Genomic DNA, 17,325 nt, shown 5'->3' with positions numbered 1-17,325 from the left:
GGAGCCGCACATGCCCCCGCTGACCGAGTCGCTCGGTAGCACCCCTCTCCCCACGACGGACACCACGCACACCACGGACACCGGAGACGCCAGACACACCGGGAACACCGGGGACACCAGGGACACCGGGCTCCCCTCCCCCGACACCGTGGTGGCGCACACGCTCCTCAACTGCCTGCTGCGCGAGGTGTCGGACCCCGAGCACCAGAGCACCCTCAGCGGCCGCCACCTGCTGCTGCGCCTGCCCCGGCGCGGTGTGCTGCTCCGGGTCGCGCTGCGCCGCACGTCGGTGCTGGGCGCCCACCGCTTCACGGGCCCGGTGAGCGAGCGGACGGCGGACGGCGGGTGGCGCGAGATCGGCTGGCACCGGCTGGCCCGGTACACGCAGGACGAGCTGTTCCTGCGCACCGGTGTGCGCAACGAGGAGTTCCTGGAGCAGGTCGGCTCCAGCCACCGGGCGATCGCCGCGTCCCTCACGGTACGGACGACGCGGCGGACGGCACAGCGAACGGCACAGCGGCCCGCGCCGGCGGACACGCCCGCCACCGCCTACCTCGTCTCCGAGCAGTCGCTGCTGTTCGGGCACCGCTTCCACCCGACGCCCAAGGCGCGCACCGGGGACGCGGACGCCTGGGCGGCCCACGCGCCGGAGACGGCCGCGGTCTTCCCCCTGCGGCACCTCGCCGTGCGCGAGCACCTGGTCGCGCAGGAGTCCGCGGAACCCGGCGCCCTGGACGCCCTCGACCGGCTGGGCCGGCGGGGCGGCGGTCCCGTCCCGGAGGGCTACCGGCTGCTGCCCGCACACCCCTGGCAGTACGCGATGCTGCGCGAGCACCCGGTGCTGCGCGCGGCCCTCGGCCGCGGGGACGTCCTCGACCTCGGCCCCGGTGGTACACCCTTCGCGGCCACCGCGTCCGTGCGCACCCTGTACGACGGCGCGTCGTTCCTGAAGTTCAGCCTGAACGTCCGCATCACCAACTGCTGGCGCAAGAATGCCGGTTACGAGCTGGCCGGCGCCGTCGCGCTGACCCGCGTGCTGGCTCCGGTGCTCGCCGAACTGGCCGACCGGTTCCCCGGCAGCGCGGTGCTGCGCGAGCCCGCGTACCGCAGTCTCGCGCTGCCGGGTCCCGACGGGACGCCCGACCGCGAGATGCTCGAAGGATTCGGGGTCATCGTCCGCGAGGGCCTGGGCCGGCGCCTCCTGCCCGGCACCACGCCGCTGCTCGCGGCGGCCGTGGCGGACGAGTACCCCACCGGTCCCGCGCACGTCTCCCGTCTCCTCGGCGGGGCCGGCCCCCGGGCCGCGCTCGCCTGGTGGGCGGCCTATCTCAGGCTGCTGGTGCCGCCGGTGCTCGCCGCCTACCTCGACCACGGGCTGGTGCTCGAACCCCATCTGCAGAACGTGCTGGTCTGCGTCGACGGCGACGGCATGCCCGCCCAGGTCCTCTTCCGGGACCTGGAGGGCACCAAGCTCGTGCCGGGGCACCATGCCGAGACCCTCGCCTCGCTGCCCCCAGAGGTCGCGGGGCCGATGACGTACGACGCGCAGCGCGGCTGGGACCGGGTCGTCTACTGCCTGCTCGTGAACCACGTCGCCGAGCTGCTCGCCGCCCTCGCGGACCTGCACCCGCACATCGAGGCCGCGCTGTGGGCGGAGGTCCGCGCCACCCTGCGGGCGTACGCCGACCGGTACGGCTGCCCACCGCCGCTGGCCGCCCTGCTCGCGGGGGTGCCGCTGCCCGCGAAGGCGAACCTCCTGACCCGCTGGGCGCGCAGGGCCGACCGCGAGGCCGGTTACGTCCGGCTGCCGTCCCCGCTGGGCGAGGGCGCCCCGGGCCGTGCGACCGGGAGCACCCGATGACCGATCCCACCGACGCCGTACGGGACCTCGCGCTGTCCCTGCCCTCCGCCGAACTGCCCGCCTACCTGTACGACTTGACGGCGCTGCGGACCCATGCGGCGGCCGTGCGCGCGGCGCTGCCCGGGCGCGTCGAGCTCCACTACGCGGCGAAGGCCAATCCGGAGCCGCGGATCCTGGCCGCGCTCGGCCCGTACGTCGACGGCTACGAGGTCGCCTCGGGCGGCGAACTCGCCCATGTGGCCCGGGTGGTACCGGGCCGCCCGCTGGCCTTCGGCGGCCCCGGCAAGACCCCCGCCGAGATCGCGGCGGCGCTGGAGCTGGGCACGGCGCGCTTCCACGTGGAGAGCGAGCACGAGCTGCACGTGCTGGCCGAGCTGGCCCGGCGGGTGGTACCGGGCGTCCGGGTGGCGGTCCTGCCGCGCTTCAACCTGCCGGTGGCGAACGGCTCGCTGGCGGGCAGCTCCCTCGCGATGGGCGGGCGCCCCACGCCCTTCGGCCTCGACCCGTCCCGGGCGGACGCGGTGGTGCGGCTGCTCACCGACGGCACCTACCCGCACCTCGAACTGCGGGGCGTGCACGCCCATTTGGCGAGCGGCCTCGGGGCGCCGGAGCTGGTCGCGGTGGCCGGTTCGATCGTGGAGTCGGCCGTCCGGCTGGCCGGCCGGCACGGGGTGCGGCTCGCCGAGGTGAACGTCGGCGGGGGCATGGGCGTCGACTACGGGGCGCCCGGGGACCGGTTCGACTGGACCGCGTACGGGGCGGGGCTGGCCCGGCTCTGCGACCGGTACCCGGAGCTGGTCCTGCGCATCGAACCCGGGCGGGCGCTGACGGCGTACTGCGGCTGGTACGCGACCGAGGTGCTGGACGTGAAGGACAGCCACGGGGAGGAGTTCGCCGTGGTGCGCGGCGGTACCCACCACCTGCGCACCCCGGCGACCAAGGGGCACGACCAGCCCTGCACCTCGCTGGCGGTGGAGGACTGGCCGCATCCGTGGCCCCGGCCGGCGGCGCGCGGCGAACGCGTGACGCTGGCGGGCCAGTTGTGCACGCCGAAGGACGTGCTGGCGCGGAACGTGCCGGCGCGAGGGCTGCGGGCGGGCGACCGGGTGGCGTTCGGGCTCGCGGGGGCCTACGCGTGGAACATCTCGCACCACGACTTCCTCATGCACCCACGGCCCGGTTTCCACTTCCTGGGGCCGTGAAGGGGACGGCCCCAGGCGGGGCCGTGGCTCAGCCCTGCTGGAACAGCTCCGCGGGCAGCGGCTTGAGCAGCGCGTACAGGTCGTCGGTGATGGGACGGTCCCAGGCGGCGATCGTCACCAGGACCTTGTCGCTGCGGTCGAACTGCACACAGGAGATGCGCGACTCGGAGAGCTTGAGGCGGCGCACGATGAGGAGGTTGTCGCCCTGCATCACCGGCATGTCCTCGGTGCCGACGACGGTGATCTCCTCGTCGTTCTCCAGGGCCAGCAGCAGCTGGGCCACCTCGAAGGGGACCTCTCCCTCGGCGACGTCGCGGGCCGGGGAGCCCTCGGGCAGGTTGCCGATGATCATCGCGGGGCCGCGGCCGCCGAAGAGGTCGTAGCGCAGGAACACACCCTGGCAGCTGCCGTCGGGTGCGGGCAGCAGGCCCGCGCCGAGATTGCCCGGCCAGTCGCCCGGGTCCATGGCCAGAACGTCGAAGTCTGGCCCGGCGGGAGTGGCGCTGCGGCGGCGGAGGAAGGACATGCCGCAATGGTACGTGCACCAGGGGGTGGCACGCCCTGGGGGCGAGCGGCCCCGGGTCCCGCCCCGGCCCCGCGCGCGAAGGGCGGCCGGTCCCGCCCCGGACCCGTACGCGAAGGGCGGCCGGTCCCGTCCCGGACCCGTCCGTCACCCGTGCACCGGTGGTCAGCGGCCGGGTCCCGGGCCGTCGCCGCGGGCCGTGCGCAGGGCCGCCCCCAGCCCCGCCAGGTCCGACCCGACCTTGCGGTACACCGACGAGAGCAGCCGCACCGCCGTCGTCTCCCGCGTGCGCAGCTCGTGGGCGATCGCCGCCGTCGTCAGTCCCCGTACGGCCAGCTCGGCGGCCGTGCGCTCGCGTGCGGTGAGCGCGTCCGTGCCGGTGCTGTGCAGGCGGCGGGGCCGGGCCCCGGCCGCGGCCAGTTCGCTGCGGGCGGTGCGGACCAGGCCGTCGGCGCCGCACAGCACCGCCGCGTCCAGTCCCCGGTGGAGGTGCTCGGTGGCCTCCTGCGGACGGCTGCCGCGGCGCAGCTCCGCGCCGAGGGCGACGAGGGCGCAGGCCAGTTCGTACGCGGCCGGGGAGCGTTCCAGGTGCTCGACGGACTCTTCGAGGAGTTTGAGGCGGTCGGGGCCCGAGGAGACCTCGGCCGCCGCGCGCAGCGCCTGGCCGACCGCCGAGGGCGCGCCGAACCGGCGGGCCCGCCGTACCGCGTCGAACGCGGTGGCCACGGCCCGCTCGGGGGTCCTGGTGTGCTCGGCGCGGGCGAGGTGCAGCTGCCAGGGGCACCAGGCCGGGTTGCGCATGCCCCGGGGGTCGAGGCGGCGGCCCGCCGCGGCGAGCTCGGCCGCGGCGTCCTCGGTCAGTCCCCTGGCCAGCAGCAGCTCGCCGTGCACGGTCTGGGCGTCGGGGAAGACGACGGCGGCGGGGAACGGCTGTGCGAAGGCGTGGTCCTCGGCGGTCTGCGCGGCCTCGGCGGTCCGGCCCCGGGCGAGCAGCACCTCGATGAGGATGCCGACCGCGTACCAGTGGGCGGGGGTGCCGGGGCCGACGCGTTCGGCGAGGCCCAGGCCCGCGCGGACGAAGTCCTCGGCCTCGGCCAGCCGGCCGCGCCGGTAGCGGACGTAGCCGAGGAGGGTGTAGCCGAAGGAGAGGTGGGCGCCGCGCCAGCCCTGCCGTTCGAAGTCGGCGATCCCGGCGGCGAACAGTTCCTCGGTGCGGCCGGGCCGGTCGGCGTACAGGAAGGTGAGGGCCACGAGGACGGGCACCTCGAAGCCGCGGTCGGCCTCGGCCCAGCCGATGCCGCCGGCGAGGGCGCGCTCCGCGTGCCGGACGGCGATGTGGGCCGGTTCGCCGCGCAGGGTGGCGTCCCAGGCGCGCAGGCCGATCACGTAGCGCTCGGTGAGGTCGCGGCCGGTGAGCCGGTCGGCGAGCCGGGCCAGGCGGCGGGAGCGGGCCGGCGAGTCGGGTTCGTCGGCGCGGAAGGCGTCCCACATGAACTGCTCGGACCGCATCCGCAGCCGTACGCGGGGGTCGGCCGTGACCCTGACCTCGCGGGCGAGCAGGTCGGAGGCCTCGCCGAGGCGGTCGCTGTGGGCGAGGACCTGGGAGAGCCGGTAGACGATGCTGTGGCGCAGCCCGGGGTCGGCCAGGGGCTCCTCCAGGGCCGCGCGCAGGTGGTTGACGGTGGTCGCCGGTTCGGTGAGCAGGGAGGCGCAGCCCAGTTCGTGCAGGACCGCGGCGCGCTCCGCGAGGGGCGGGGGCTCGCGCAGGGCGCGGGCGAGCTGGCGGGTGGACGACCTGGGGGTCGCCGTCGGGGTGGGTCTCCATGAGGTGGCGGGCGGCGGCGGACGAGCCGAGTCCCGCGTCGATGACGCACCAGGCGGCCTGGCCGTGCATGGCGACGCGGGTCGGACCGCGCATGGCCCGGTAGACGGCGGTCGCGATGAGCGGGTGGACGAATTCCAGGGTGCCCTCGCCGGTCGCGGCGCCGGTGAGGATGCGGGCGTCGCGCAGGGCGTCCGCCGCGTCGGCCGCCTCCTCGGGGCCCAGGCCCGCCACGGCCGCGGCGAGCGTCGGGGAGATCTCGGTGCCGAGCAGGGCGCAGGCCCAGGCGAAGCGGACGGTCGAGGCGCCGAGGCGTTCGAGGCGGGCGACGAGTCCGCTGCCCTTGACCGCGGCGGCCAGGTCGCGCAGCAGGTGCGCGCCCGGTTCGGTCGGGGTCAGACCGCGGTCGCGGACCTTCGCGGTGAGTTCGACGGCCTCGAACGGGTTGCCCGCGGTGACGGCCCAGCACTCGCGGCAGAACGCGTCGTCGGCGCGGGTGCCGAGGGACTCGCGCACCAGCCGGGCGACCGCGTCGGCGCTCAGCGGTTCGAGATCGAGGGGGTGTCCGCCCGCGCGGCCGGGCAGGCCCTTGAACTGGTCGGCGTGCTCGGGGAGTTCGTCGGGGCGGTAGGCGACGACGAGCAGCAGGGGCAGTTGCTCGACGCGGGGCGCGAACGCGGCGAGCCACCGCAGCGATTCCGGGTCGGCCCAGTGCGCGTCGTCGAGGACGAGCACCATCGGGGCGCGGCGCACGGCGAGGTGGGTGAGGACCCAGTCGAGGCCGTCGCGCAGGCCCTGCTGGTCGGGCGGCGATCCGCCGGTGGCGGCGCACAGGCCGAGCGCGGGTCCGACGATGGCGTACCAACTGCCCAGCGTGGAGCGGAGTTCGGCCTCCGGGACGCCCGCGAGCCGGGGCTGGAGGAGCTGGCGGGCGACGTGGAAGGCGACGCCCTGCTCCTGGTCGCCGCCCCGTGCGGACAGGACCGTGCAGCCCTTGGCCTCGGCGCGCCGCCGCACCTCGGCGAGGAGGCTGGTCTTGCCGATCCCGGCGCGTCCGGCGAAGGCGAGCAGGCCCCCGCGCGGCTGGCCCGGCAGCGCGCCGCCGTCCCACAGGGGATCGGCGCCGTCCCGGAACAGCTCGGCGTCCTCGGCACGGGAACCCGCGGGTCCGTCGGGGAATCCGTCCGCTGCCGCGTCCGGTGCGAAGATGCGCGTGCCGCGTCCCAGCGGGCTCGTGCGCACTCCGGTCACGTCGGCCAGCGCCTCGTCCACAGCGGCGAGTTCCATCTCGCGTTCGAAGAGCGTCCTGTCGCTCCGCATGCCGTACCGCCCCATGACGCACCCCCTGCCACGGTGGGCGGCCGACGCGGGGAGACGGTGCGCACCGTGGCCTACAGGCACCTCAGCGTACGCCGGGTGCGGGTGCCGCGGGCCCGTCCGCGGTTACCGCGGCGGGGGGACGCGTACGGGCTGCGCACGTGCCGGCCGTAGACGGTGGCGCCGGGCCGGAGCCTGCGCCCGGTGCGGTCCGGGGAGGGCCGGGACGGGCGGCTGCTCCGGCCGTGGGCCGGCGGGATTCCGCGAAGGGGGCGCGTGCAAGCTCCTCGGTACGCACCGGGCGCGCCGCGCGCCCCTCCTCACGCCTTCCCGCCCTCCCGGCACCTCAGGGCGCCTCCCGGCGCCCCTTCAGGTGAGGTCGAACTCCCCTTCCCGCGCCCCCGACACGAACGCGCCCCACTCCGCCGGTGTGAAGATCAGGGAGGGGCTTTCCGGGCGGCCACTGTTGCGCATCGCGATGAATCCCTCGACAAAGGCGATCTGTACATCCCCCCGCCCACTGCTGCTCGAATGCCAGTCGGCGCTGCTGAGGTCAAGCTCCGGCTTGTCCCAGCCCGCGAGCGAGTGCTGCTGGATGGTGCTCTCGGCCACGTCCGTGCTCCTCCCGGTTCGTCGTCCGCGGCCAGCCTAGCTTTCGGTCACTGCCGCGCACAGGCCGCGCGAGGGGGACAGTTCAGGAGGCCGGCGGCTCGGCTCCGACCAGCCACATCGAGAAGAACTGGGAGCCGCCGCCGTAGGCGTGCCCCAGGACCCGGCGGGCGCCGTCGACCTGGTGCTCCCCGGCCTGTCCGCGCACCTGCAGCGCGGCCTCGGCGAAGCGGATCATCCCGGACGCCCCGATGGGGTTGGTGGACAGCACGCCGCCCGACATGTTGACCGGCAGGTCGCCGTCCAGTTCCGTGACGCCGGACTCGGTGAGCTTCCAGCCCTCGCCCTCGGCGGCGAAGCCCAGGTTCTCCAGCCACATGGGCTCGTACCAGGAGAACGGGACGTACATCTCGACGGCGTCGATCTCGCGGCGGGGGTCCGCGATGCCCGCCTGCCGGTAGACGTCCGCGGCGCAGTCCTTGCCCGCCTGCGGGGAGACGAAGTCCTTGCCCGCGAAGAGGGTCGGTTCGCTGCGCATCGCGCCGCCGTGCAGCCAGGCGGCCGGCCGCGGCGCGCGGGCCGCCCCCGCACGGTCGGTGAGGACCATCGCGCAGGCGCCGTCGGAGGACGGGCAGGTCTCCGAGTAGCGGATCGGGTCCCAGAGCATGGGCGAGGACCGGACCTTCTCCAGCGTGATGTCGTGCTCGTGCAGGTGCGCGTACGGGTTCTTGAGGGCGTTGCGGCGGTCCTTGTACGCGACGAGCGAGCCGACGCCGTCGGGGGCGCCGGTGCGCCGCATGTAGGCCCGCACGTGCGGGGCGAAGAAGCCGCCCGCGCCGGCCAGCAGGGGCTGCTGGAAGGGGATCGGCAGGGACAGGCCCCACATGGCGTTCGACTCCGACTGCTTCTCGTAGGCGAGGGTCAGTACGGTGCCGTGGACGCGGGCCGCGACCAGGTTCGCGGCGACGAGCGCGGTGGAGCCGCCGACGGAGCCCGCGGTGTGGACGCGCAGCATCGGTTTGCCGACCGCGCCGAGGGCGTCGGCGAGGTACAGCTCGGGCATCATGACGCCCTCGAAGAAGTCGGGGGCCTTGCCGATGACGACGGCGTCGACGTCCGGCCAGTCCAGCCCGGCGTCGTCGAGGGCCCGTCGGGCCGCCTCCCGGACGAGTCCCGCGATCGACACGTCGCGCCGGGCCGCGACGTGCTTGGTCTGGCCGACGCCGACGACGGCCACGGGTTCCTTGCCCCTGCCGGTGCCCGTCGCGGCTCCCGTCACGGTGGTCGTCGCGGCGCTCATCGCGGGTCCCCTTCCAGTACGGCGACCAGGTTCTGTTGCAGGCAGGGGCCCGAGGTGGCGTGTGCCAGCGCCCGGTCCGAGTCCCCGCGCCGGATCCGCTCGGCCGCCTCCCCGATGCGGATCAGGCCCGCGGCCATGATCGGGTGGGCGGCGAGCGCTCCCCCGGACGGATTGACGTGGACCCGGTCGTCCAGCCGCAGCGCCTTGCGCAGCACCACTTCCTGGGAGCTGAACGGGGCGTGCAGCTCGGCGGTGTCGACGGGGCGTTCGAAGGCCCCGGCCCGCTCCGCCGCCAGCCGCGCGGACGGGGAGTCGGTGAGATCCCGTACGCCCAGGCCGTGCGCCTCGACGCGGTGGTCGATGCCCCGTATCCACGCGGGCCGCTCGCACAGGTCGCGCGCCCGCTCCCCCGCGGCGAGGACCACGGCGGCGGCCCCGTCCCCGACAGGCGGGCAGTCGCCGATACGCAGCGGGCGCACGACGTAGTCACCCTGCGGCACCGGGCCCCGCAACTGGGCGTGGGGGTTGCCGGCGGCCGAGGCGCGGTTGCGGGACGCGACGGCGGCCAGCGCGGGCTCGTCCGTGTCGCCCGCGTCGATGAGCGCCTGCGCCTGGAGGGCGGCCAGGGCGACGGAGTCGGGCCACAGCGGTGCGAGGTAGTACGGGTCGAGCTGCCGGGTGAGCACGTCGCGCACGGACCCGGGGGACGACTTGCCGTACGCGTACACGAGCGCGGTGTCCGCGTCGCCGGTGAGGAGTTTCGTCCAGGCCTCGTACAGCGCCCACGCGCCGTCCATCTCGACGTGCGACTCGGAGATCGGCGGCCAGGCCCCCACACCGTCCAGGGCCATGGTGAAGGAGAATGCCCGGCCCGCGAGGTAGTCGCTGGAACCGGAGCAGGTGAAACCGATGTCACCGGTGCGCAGCCCGGTCTGCGCCAGTACCCGGTGCAGGACCGGCATGAGCATCTCCACCTCGGAGAGCTCGTCGCTGGTGCGCAGGTGGTCGGTCTGCGCGAAGGCGACGACGGCGATATCCCTGAGCGGGCGGGGAACTGACCTCGGTGCGGCCCCGGACGTGGGCATCGGTGCGGGCATCTACAACAGCTCCTTGTACGTCTCGTAGTCCGCGTCGGGTTCGCCGGTGGGCCGGTAGTGGTCCGGATGGCCGCCCCCGTCCGGCCACACCGGCTCGACCCGCAGGCCCATGCGCACCTGGTCGTACGGGATGCCGCCGATCCGGCCGTGCAGGGCGAGGTCGGCGCCGTCCAGGGCGATGTGCGCGTAGACGTACGGCACCTCGATGTCGAGGTTCTTCGCCTTGATGTTGACGATGCAGTAGGTGGTGACGGTGCCGCGCGGCCCCACCTCGACCCGTTCCGAGGTGGCCACGCCGCAGGTGGGGCAGGCGCCCCTCGGCGGGACGTAGACCTTGCGGCACGACGGGCAGCGCTCCCCGACGACCCGCCGCTCGGCGAGCGCGTGCAGGTGGGCGGACTGGGCGCGGCCGGGCGCATAGGTGTAGTCGAGCCGGGCGGGCGCGACGATGCCGGTGACGGGGTCCGCGAACCGCCCGTCGTGGACGGTGGGCGCGTGCGCCGCTGCCGCCTGCCCGGCCTCGTACGGCTCGAAGCAGGCGATGTCCGTGACGGCGCCGGAGCGGTCCTCGGCCCAGCGGACCCGCACCCGCATCCCGGTGCGTACGGAGTCGGGCCCGTCCGGTGCGTCGAGGGCGTGGAGCAGTGCGGTGTCGGCGCCGTCCAGCCGCACCAGCACCCAGGCGAAAGGCCGGTCGAGCGGCTGTCCCCGGCGGGGCTCGTGGTTCCAGGCCCAGGTGGTGACGGTCCCGGTGAGGGCGACCTCGACGAGCTCGCCCAGTTCCTCGGAGGTGACGGGGTCGTACTCGACGGGCGGGACGAGGACCCGCCCGTCCCCGGTCCGCACCCCGAGCACGACCCGCTCCCGCAGCCCGCTGAGGAACGCGCTCTGCACAGGCCCGAGGGACCGGGTGAACGGGAACTCGACGACGAGGGGCGCTTTCAGGACTTCGGGCACGGCATCTCCTCGTACAGGGGGCCTTGGGCCCCGTAAGGGGCGCGGGGCTGTATCGATATGCGGCTCCGCCGCGTGGGCGCGCCTGGCCACAACGAACCCGCGGCAGGCGAACGACCCGGCCGCGGAGCGAAACGTCACTGCCGGCGGAGCCACCGTCACTTCCGCCGGAACACGGCCGGACGCCGCTCACTGAAGGCCCGGGCCCCCTCCTCCGCATCGGCCGTGTCGAAGACCGGCCACCCCCGCTTCAGCTCGGCGGCGAGTCCCTCCGACTCGGTCATCTGCGCGGTCTCGTACACGGAGGCCTTCACCGCCTCGACGGCGAGCGGCCCGCAGGCGTTGATCTGCCCGGCGATGGACAGGGCCTTCTCCAGCGCGCTCCCGTCGGGCACCACGTGCCCGATCAGCCCGATGTCCGCGGCCTCCCGCGCCGTGTACGGACGCCCGGTCAGCAGCATCTCCAGCGCGTGCGTGCGCGGGATCTGCCGCTGCAGCCGCACCGTCGAGCCGCCGATGGGGAACAGTCCGCGCCGCACCTCGAAGAGCCCGAACACGGCGGACTCCCCGGCGACCCTGATGTCGGTCCCCTGGAGGATCTCGGTGCCGCCGGCCACGCAGTGGCCCTCCACCGCCGCGATCACGGGTTTGCGCGGCCGGTGGTGGCGCAGCATCGCCTTCCAGTGCAGGTCGGGGTCGGCCTTGAGGCGGTCCCGGTGCTCCTGCCCTTCCATCTGCCCGCCCGCGAGGGCCTTGAGGTCCATGCCGGCGCAGAACGCGCCGCCCGCGCCGGTCAGGACGACGGAGCGGACGGTGTCGTCCTCGTCGGCCTCGATCCAGCCGTCGTGGAGACCGACGAGCATCGGCAGCGAGAGCGCGTTCTTGGCCTCGGGCCTGTTGAGCGTGAGCACCAGTGTGGCGCCTTCGCGCTGCACGGTGAGGTGTTCCGTCCCACCCATCGCCGTCCTCCCGTCTCCGGCCCGTATCAGGAACGAGAACAGGTTGCAGGAGGCGGGGAAGCAGTACAAGGGTTTTCTGACAGACAGTCAGATTTTCTCCGCGCGGACCCTTCACAGCTGTGGCGGCCTTTGCTCTGATGACCGGCGAAGCGATGACGCGCGCCCACTCGTCGAGTGGTGGCCGACGGCTGCCGGGTCAGGAGGAACGGTGGAGTACAACCTTGCCGACCTGTTCGAGTCGGTCGTCGACGTGGTCCCGGACCGCGAGGCGCTCGTCCACATCGACCACCCGGGCACGGGAGCCGAGCGGCGCCTGACGTACGCGCAGCTGGACGCGGCGGCCGACCGCGCGGCCCACCACCTGATCGACGCCGGCATCCGCCCCGGCGAGCACCTGGGGCTGCACCTCTACAACGGCATCGAGTACCTGCAGACGGTCCTCGGCTGCCTGAAGGCGCGGATCGTGCCGGTCAACGTCAACTACCGTTACATCGAGGAGGAGTTGACCTACCTCTACCGGGACGCGGACCTGGTGGCGCTGGTCTTCGACGCGGAGTTCACCGGACGGGTCGCGGCGGCCCTCCCGCGCGCGCCGAAGCTGCGCCATCTCGTACGGGTGGGCGTCCCGGCGCCGGACGCGCCGCCCTTACCCGCGGTGGACTTCGCGGACGCCGAGGCCGCCGCCTCCCCGGAGCGCGGTTTCCCGGCGCGTTCGGCCGACGACCAGTTCATCATCTACACCGGCGGCACGACCGGGATGCCGAAGGGGGTGATGTGGCGGCAGGAGGACCTGTTCTTCGCGGGGCTGGGCGGCGGCGCCCCGACCGGCGAGCCGGTGAAGGCACCGGAGGAGCTGGCCGAGCGGGTCGCGGCCGGCGGCGACGGGATCACCTTCTTCCCCACGGCGCCGCTCATGCACGGCACCTCCACCCTGACCGTCTTCGTCGGCTTCCACTTCGGGCAGCGTGTCGTCGTCCACAGCAAGTTCGTGCCCCAGGAGGTGCTGCGGACCATCGAGAAGGAGAAGGTCACCAGTGTGTCGCTGGTCGGCGACGCGATGCTGCGGCCGCTGATCGACGCCCTGAACGGGCCGCTGAAGGGCACCGACTGCTCCTCCCTGTTCAGCGTCTCCTCGTCCGGCGCGATCATGTCGGAGACGGTGCGCGCGCAGTTCCAGGCCCTCGTCCCGAACGCGCTGCTGCTCGACAACTTCGGGTCCTCCGAGTCGGGCTTCAACGGCACGGCGACCGCCGACTCGGGTCCGGGACGCGGCTTCCGCATCCAGGTCAACTCCCGCACGTGGGTGGTCGATCCGGCGACCCGCGAGCCGGTCGCCGTGGGGGAGCCCGGACGCATCGCGCAGCGCGGGCACGTGCCGCTCGGCTACTACAACGACCCGGCGAAGACCGCCGAGACCTTCTTCGAGAAGGACGGCGAGCGGTGGGTGCTGCTCGGCGACATGGCGACCGTCGACGAGGAGGGCGTCGTCACCGTCCTGGGCCGCGGCTCGCAGTGCATCAACACCGGTGGCGAGAAGGTCTATCCGGAGGAGGTCGAGCAGGCGCTCAAGTCGCACCCGGACGTGTACGACGTCCTGGTGGCCGGAGTGCCCGACGAGACGTGGGGCAACCACGTGGCGGCCGTGGTGCAGTTGCGCGAGGGTGCGGGCCCGCTCTCGCTGGACGAGCTCCGCACGCACTGCCGTACCCGGCTCGCGGGCTACAAGATCCCCCGACGGCTGGTGGTCACCGAGTCGATCCAGCGGTCCCCGAGCGGCAAGGCGGACTACCGGTGGGCGCGGGCCGTGGCGGCGGACGCGGCGGCCTCGCGCTGAGGCGACCTCCCGCCGAGGCGGCCTCGCACCGAGGGGCGCCGACGGCGCGCTCAGGTGTCGAAGGGCCGGTAGTGCACGAGGACACGGCCGTCGTCCTCGTCCCGCACCGTCAGCTCCACCGCCACGGCGCCCCCTTCGGCGTACGGGTCCAGGGTCAGGTTCCCGCAGCGGTCGGCGTCCTCCTGGACGCAGTGCGTACGCAGCTCCAGGCCGGGGTGGGTGGCGGCCAGCCAGCGGTCGAGCCCGGTCCCGGCGATCCGGAACCGGATGTCGTAGAGCGTGTCGATGCCGTGGTGCACGGCGCAGGTGGCGTCCTCGGCCCCGGCGGGCAGCCGCTCCTGGTCCGCGAAGCGCAGGGCCTCGCGGCACGGCACCTTCTTCGCGCCGGTCCGCGTGCCCGCGTCCCCCGCGCGCTCGGACGGCCCACGGCCGTCGGAGGCCGTCGGCCCCGCGCCGCAGCCGAGACAGGCCAGTGCCAGTACGGCGACCAGTCCGCCCGCCCTGACGGCCCTCCTGCCGGTGCGTGTCACCCGTACCCTCCCTCTCCCGGACGCCGGACGTCCGCTCGGCAGGGAAGAGGGCCGGCGGGGCGGACCGGTTCCCGCCGCACTCCTTGACGGCCGCCCGTACGGCTGGATTACTTGATCCCCGACGGCACGACCGAATGATCGGTCGTCCGGAATGCTCGCGTGTGAGGAGAAGGGCCTGTGGCGGACTCGACGGACCTGCTGGACGCCGGTGAGCTGCTCGACGCGGACGCTCTGCGCGCGCTCCAGCTGGAGCGGCTCAGGAACACCCTGCGGCACGCCTACGAGAACGTGCCGTTCTACCGCGACGCCTTCGACAAGGCGGGGCTGCGGCCCGAGGACTGCGGCTCACTCGCCGACCTGGCCCGCTTCCCCTTCACCACCAAGGCCGACCTGCGCGAGAACTACCCGTACGGGATGTTCGCCGTGCCCCGGGAGCGCATCCGCCGCATCCACGCCTCCAGCGGCACCACGGGACGCCCCACCGTCGTCGGCTACACCGAGAACGACCTCTCCATGTGGTCCGACATGGTGGCCCGCTCGATCCGCGCGGCGGGCGGGCGGCCCGGTGACATCGCCCATATCGCCTACGGCTACGGCCTGTTCACCGGCGGGCTCGGCGCGCACTACGGCGCCGAGCGGCTCGGCTGCACGGTCGTCCCGGCATCCGGCGGCATGACGGCCCGGCAGGTCCAGCTGATCCAGGACCTGAAGCCCGGGATCATCATGGTGACGCCCTCCTACATGCTGACGCTCCTCGACGAGTTCGAGCGGCAGGGCGTGGACCCGCGCACGACCTCGCTGCGCGTCGGCGTCTTCGGCGCCGAGCCCTGGACCGAGGAGATGCGCCGGGAGATCGAGGAGCGGTTCGCCATCGACGCCGTCGACATATACGGGCTGTCGGAGGTCATCGGCCCCGGGGTGGCCCAGGAGTGCGTGGAGACGAAGGACGGACTGCACGTCTGGGAGGACCACTTCTACCCGGAGGTCGTGGACCCGCTCACGGGCGAGGTGCTGCCGGACGGCGCGGAGGGCGAGCTGGTGTTCACCTCCCTCACCAAGGAGGCGATGCCGGTCGTCCGCTACCGGACCCGGGACCTGACGCGGTTGATGCCCGGCACGGCCCGGGTCTTCCGCCGCATGGCGAAGGTCACCGGCCGCAGCGACGACCTGGTCATCGTGCGCGGCGTGAACCTCTTCCCCACCCAGGTCGAGGAGATCGTCCTGCGCACCCCGGGGGTCGCCCCGCACTTCCAGCTCCGGCTGACCCGCGAGGGCCGCCTCGACGCGCTCACCGTACGGGCCGAGGCGCGCGCCGGGGCCACGCCGGAGACCCGCGACACGGCCGCGCGCGCCATCGCGGCGGCCGTGAAGGACGGCATCGGCGTCTCGGCCCGGGTCGAGATCGTCGAGCCGGAGTCGCTGGAGCGGTCGGTGGGCAAGATCAGGCGCATCGTGGACCTGCGCCCGAAGTGACCCCGGCGGCCCCGCTCCGCCCCCTTCCCTACGGGTGCGGGGTGGAGCCGTACGCGGTCAGGAAGCGGTCGCGGAAGGAGTCCATGCGCCAGACCGGGGCGGTGTCGTCGGGCCGGAGGCCGTCGGTCCAGCCCCAGTCGTCGATCTTGTCGAGCACGGACTTGTCGTGGGCGACGATCGAGACCGGCACGTCCCGGCTGGCGTGGTTGCCGCTGACCCTGGCGAGGGGCTGGTGGTCGCCGAGGAAGACGAGCACGGTGTTCTTGTCGCCGTACTTCACGACGTAGTCGATGAGGCTGGTCACCGAGTACTCGATGGACTTCCCGTACTCCTCCTTGACCTTGGTGGAGTCGTAGAAGACGTCCGAGGCCTTTTTGCCCTCCTTCTGGATGTCCTCGTAGACCGAGCCGTCGCCGACCTCCTCCCAGGGGATCGTCTTCGGGATCGGCGCCCAGGGCTGGTGGCTGGAGGTCAGGATGATCTCCGACATCAGCGGCTTGTCGCGCTTCTTGCCGTGCTCCAGGCGCTGGTAGGCGCTCAGGGCGTACTGGTCCGGCATGGTCGACCAGCTGAACTTCGGCCCCTTGTAGCCCAGTTCGCGGGAGTCGTAGACGTTGTCGAGGCCGTAGAACTTGCCCTCGGGCCAGTTCTTCTGGACGCCCGGCATGATGCCGACGGTCCGCCAGGCGCCGGTGCGCTTGAAGGCGCCGGTCAGCGTCAGGTGCTCGCCCGCGGTGACGGTGCGATAGCGGGCCTGGTTGCTGATCCACAGGCCCGACAGGAAGGTGGAGTGGCCGAGCCAGCTGCTGCCGCCGTACGTCGCCGAGGTGAGCCAGCCGCTCTTGGCCGCGTACCCGGCCTCGGTGAGCGCCTCGGTCTTCGCGTCGAGCGTGGCGTCGACGCCGGGCGCCATGATCGGGTCCTCGATGGCGCTGCGGCCGTAGCTCTCGATGAAGCCGATGATGACGTCCTTGCCGCGCAGGTCGGTGAGGAGCTGGTCGCCGGGCGTGTTGGCGAAGGTGTCCTTCTTGGCGATCTTGGCGAACTCCGCCTCGTCCTTGAGGGTCGCCTGGACGCGGTCCACGCGGTTCTGGACGGCGCCCGCGGTGCTGCGGGCCGCGAACTGCACACCGGCGAACTGCACGCCGAACGCCGAGCAGGCGACCCAGACGGTGCCGGCCACCAGCGTGGCGCGGGTCGCCCGGCCGCCGTGCCGGGCGAGCAGGTCGGCGAGCCGGACGACGGAGAGGATGATCAGCGCGAACACGGCGATCACGAGCGCGATCACCGCGATGACGACGCCCACCGTGGCGGCCTTGCCCATCGAGTCCTCAAGGTAGGACCGGGCGTCGTCGAACAGGACCCAGTCCAGGACGACGTTGAAGCCGCGTCCGAGGAATTCGTTGAAGCCGAGGTCGAGGAGGTTCAGGACGGTCAGCGCGCCGAGGCCGAGACCGGCGAGGACCGCCGCCACCAGCCGCAGCGTCTTCGGCAGCACGATGAGGACGGCCGCGCCGAAGATCGCCTCGACCGGCAGCCGCAGGAGCACGGCGGGCCGGAAGCGGTCGGGCTCGTTGGGCATGAGGAGCGCGAAGAGCACGAGGACGGCGGCGAGGGTGGTGACGGCGTACCGCACGTTGCGCGCCGCGACGGGGTGCTTGGCGCGCCAGCCGCGCGGAGCCGCAGCCGCCGGTTCCGCGGGGCCGTCGCCCCCGCTGCCGCTGCCGCTACCGCCGTCGGCGTCGGCGTCGGCGTCGGCGTCGGCGTCGGCCGAGCCCTGCCCCGCCGCCTTTTCGGCACCGGCCGAGTCCTGACCGGCATCGGTGCCGGTGCCGGTGCCGGTG

12 protein-coding genes and 1 pseudogene are annotated in these 17,325 nt (G+C 73.8%); 4 read left to right on the top strand and 9 right to left on the bottom strand.

Going from position 1 to position 17,325, the window contains the following annotated elements; translation table 11 throughout:
- Positions 1–10 precede the first annotated feature (10 nt).
- A complete protein-coding gene (locus FGF04_RS29910; RefSeq protein WP_149514500.1) occupies positions 11–1,861 on the top strand; it encodes an IucA/IucC family protein in 1,851 nt (616 codons plus the stop codon).
- On the top strand, positions 1,858–3,063 hold the full coding sequence (locus FGF04_RS29905; RefSeq protein ID WP_149514482.1) for a type III PLP-dependent enzyme: 1,206 nt from the start codon (positions 1,858–1,860) through the stop codon (positions 3,061–3,063). Before FGF04_RS29910 ends, FGF04_RS29905 begins: the two co-directional genes overlap by 4 nt.
- 28 nt (positions 3,064–3,091) lie before the next feature.
- On the opposite strand, the gene FGF04_RS29900 is transcribed toward FGF04_RS29905, so the two are convergent.
- The 7 genes and pseudogenes from FGF04_RS29900 to FGF04_RS29870 all read right to left on the bottom strand — a co-directional run bounded on the left by FGF04_RS29900 (position 3,092) and on the right by FGF04_RS29870 (position 11,644).
- Positions 3,092–3,589, bottom strand: coding sequence for a hypothetical protein (locus FGF04_RS29900; RefSeq protein WP_149514481.1), 498 nt, complete (start codon positions 3,587–3,589; stop codon positions 3,092–3,094).
- Between the two features lie 162 nt (positions 3,590–3,751).
- Positions 3,752–6,743, bottom strand: a pseudogene (locus tag FGF04_RS29895) (ATP-binding protein).
- A 351-nt stretch (positions 6,744–7,094) separates the two neighbouring features.
- Positions 7,095–7,337: a DUF397 domain-containing protein gene (locus FGF04_RS29890; protein ID WP_149514480.1), complete on the bottom strand. Its 243-nt coding sequence runs from the start codon at positions 7,335–7,337 to the stop codon at positions 7,095–7,097.
- An 82-nt stretch (positions 7,338–7,419) separates the two neighbouring features.
- Positions 7,420–8,634, bottom strand: a complete 1,215-nt coding sequence (locus FGF04_RS29885) for a thiolase domain-containing protein (RefSeq protein WP_149514479.1) — start codon at positions 8,632–8,634, stop codon at positions 7,420–7,422.
- Positions 8,631–9,731, bottom strand: a complete 1,101-nt coding sequence (locus FGF04_RS29880) for a thiolase domain-containing protein (RefSeq protein ID WP_235882568.1) — start codon at positions 9,729–9,731, stop codon at positions 8,631–8,633. The genes FGF04_RS29885 and FGF04_RS29880 overlap by 4 nt, the downstream gene beginning before the upstream one ends.
- Positions 9,732–10,688 carry a Zn-ribbon domain-containing OB-fold protein gene (locus FGF04_RS29875; RefSeq protein ID WP_149514478.1) on the bottom strand — a complete coding sequence of 319 codons (957 nt, stop codon included), beginning with the start codon at positions 10,686–10,688 and terminating at the stop codon, positions 9,732–9,734.
- Positions 10,689–10,843: 155 nt separating this feature from the next.
- Positions 10,844–11,644 carry a crotonase/enoyl-CoA hydratase family protein gene (locus FGF04_RS29870; protein WP_149514477.1) on the bottom strand — a complete coding sequence of 267 codons (801 nt, stop codon included), beginning with the start codon at positions 11,642–11,644 and terminating at the stop codon, positions 10,844–10,846.
- 208 nt (positions 11,645–11,852) lie between these two features.
- Between FGF04_RS29870 and FGF04_RS29865 the strand changes: the two genes are divergently transcribed.
- Complete coding sequence (locus FGF04_RS29865; RefSeq protein WP_149514476.1) at positions 11,853–13,478, top strand: acyl-CoA synthetase; 1,626 nt, start codon at positions 11,853–11,855, stop codon at positions 13,476–13,478.
- A gap of 50 nt (positions 13,479–13,528) precedes the next feature.
- Here FGF04_RS29865 and FGF04_RS29860 read toward each other — a convergent pair whose 3' ends face one another.
- Positions 13,529–14,008, bottom strand: coding sequence for a hypothetical protein (locus tag FGF04_RS29860; RefSeq protein WP_149514475.1), 480 nt, complete (start codon positions 14,006–14,008; stop codon positions 13,529–13,531).
- 177 nt (positions 14,009–14,185) lie between these two features.
- On the opposite strand from FGF04_RS29860, the gene paaK reads away from it, so the two are divergent.
- A complete protein-coding gene (gene paaK, locus FGF04_RS29855) occupies positions 14,186–15,481 on the top strand; it encodes a phenylacetate--CoA ligase PaaK (RefSeq protein WP_149514474.1) in 1,296 nt (431 codons plus the stop codon).
- A 28-nt stretch (positions 15,482–15,509) separates the two neighbouring features.
- Here paaK and FGF04_RS29850 read toward each other — a convergent pair.
- The coding region (locus FGF04_RS29850) for an alkaline phosphatase family protein (protein WP_235882567.1) at positions 15,510–17,325 on the bottom strand (1,816 nt) is incomplete at its 5' end.

The organism is Streptomyces apricus, from assembly GCF_008369065.1.
Taxonomy (GTDB): domain Bacteria; phylum Actinomycetota; class Actinomycetes; order Streptomycetales; family Streptomycetaceae; genus Streptomyces; species Streptomyces apricus.
This window is presented reverse-complemented; position numbering and strand designations above follow the sequence as displayed.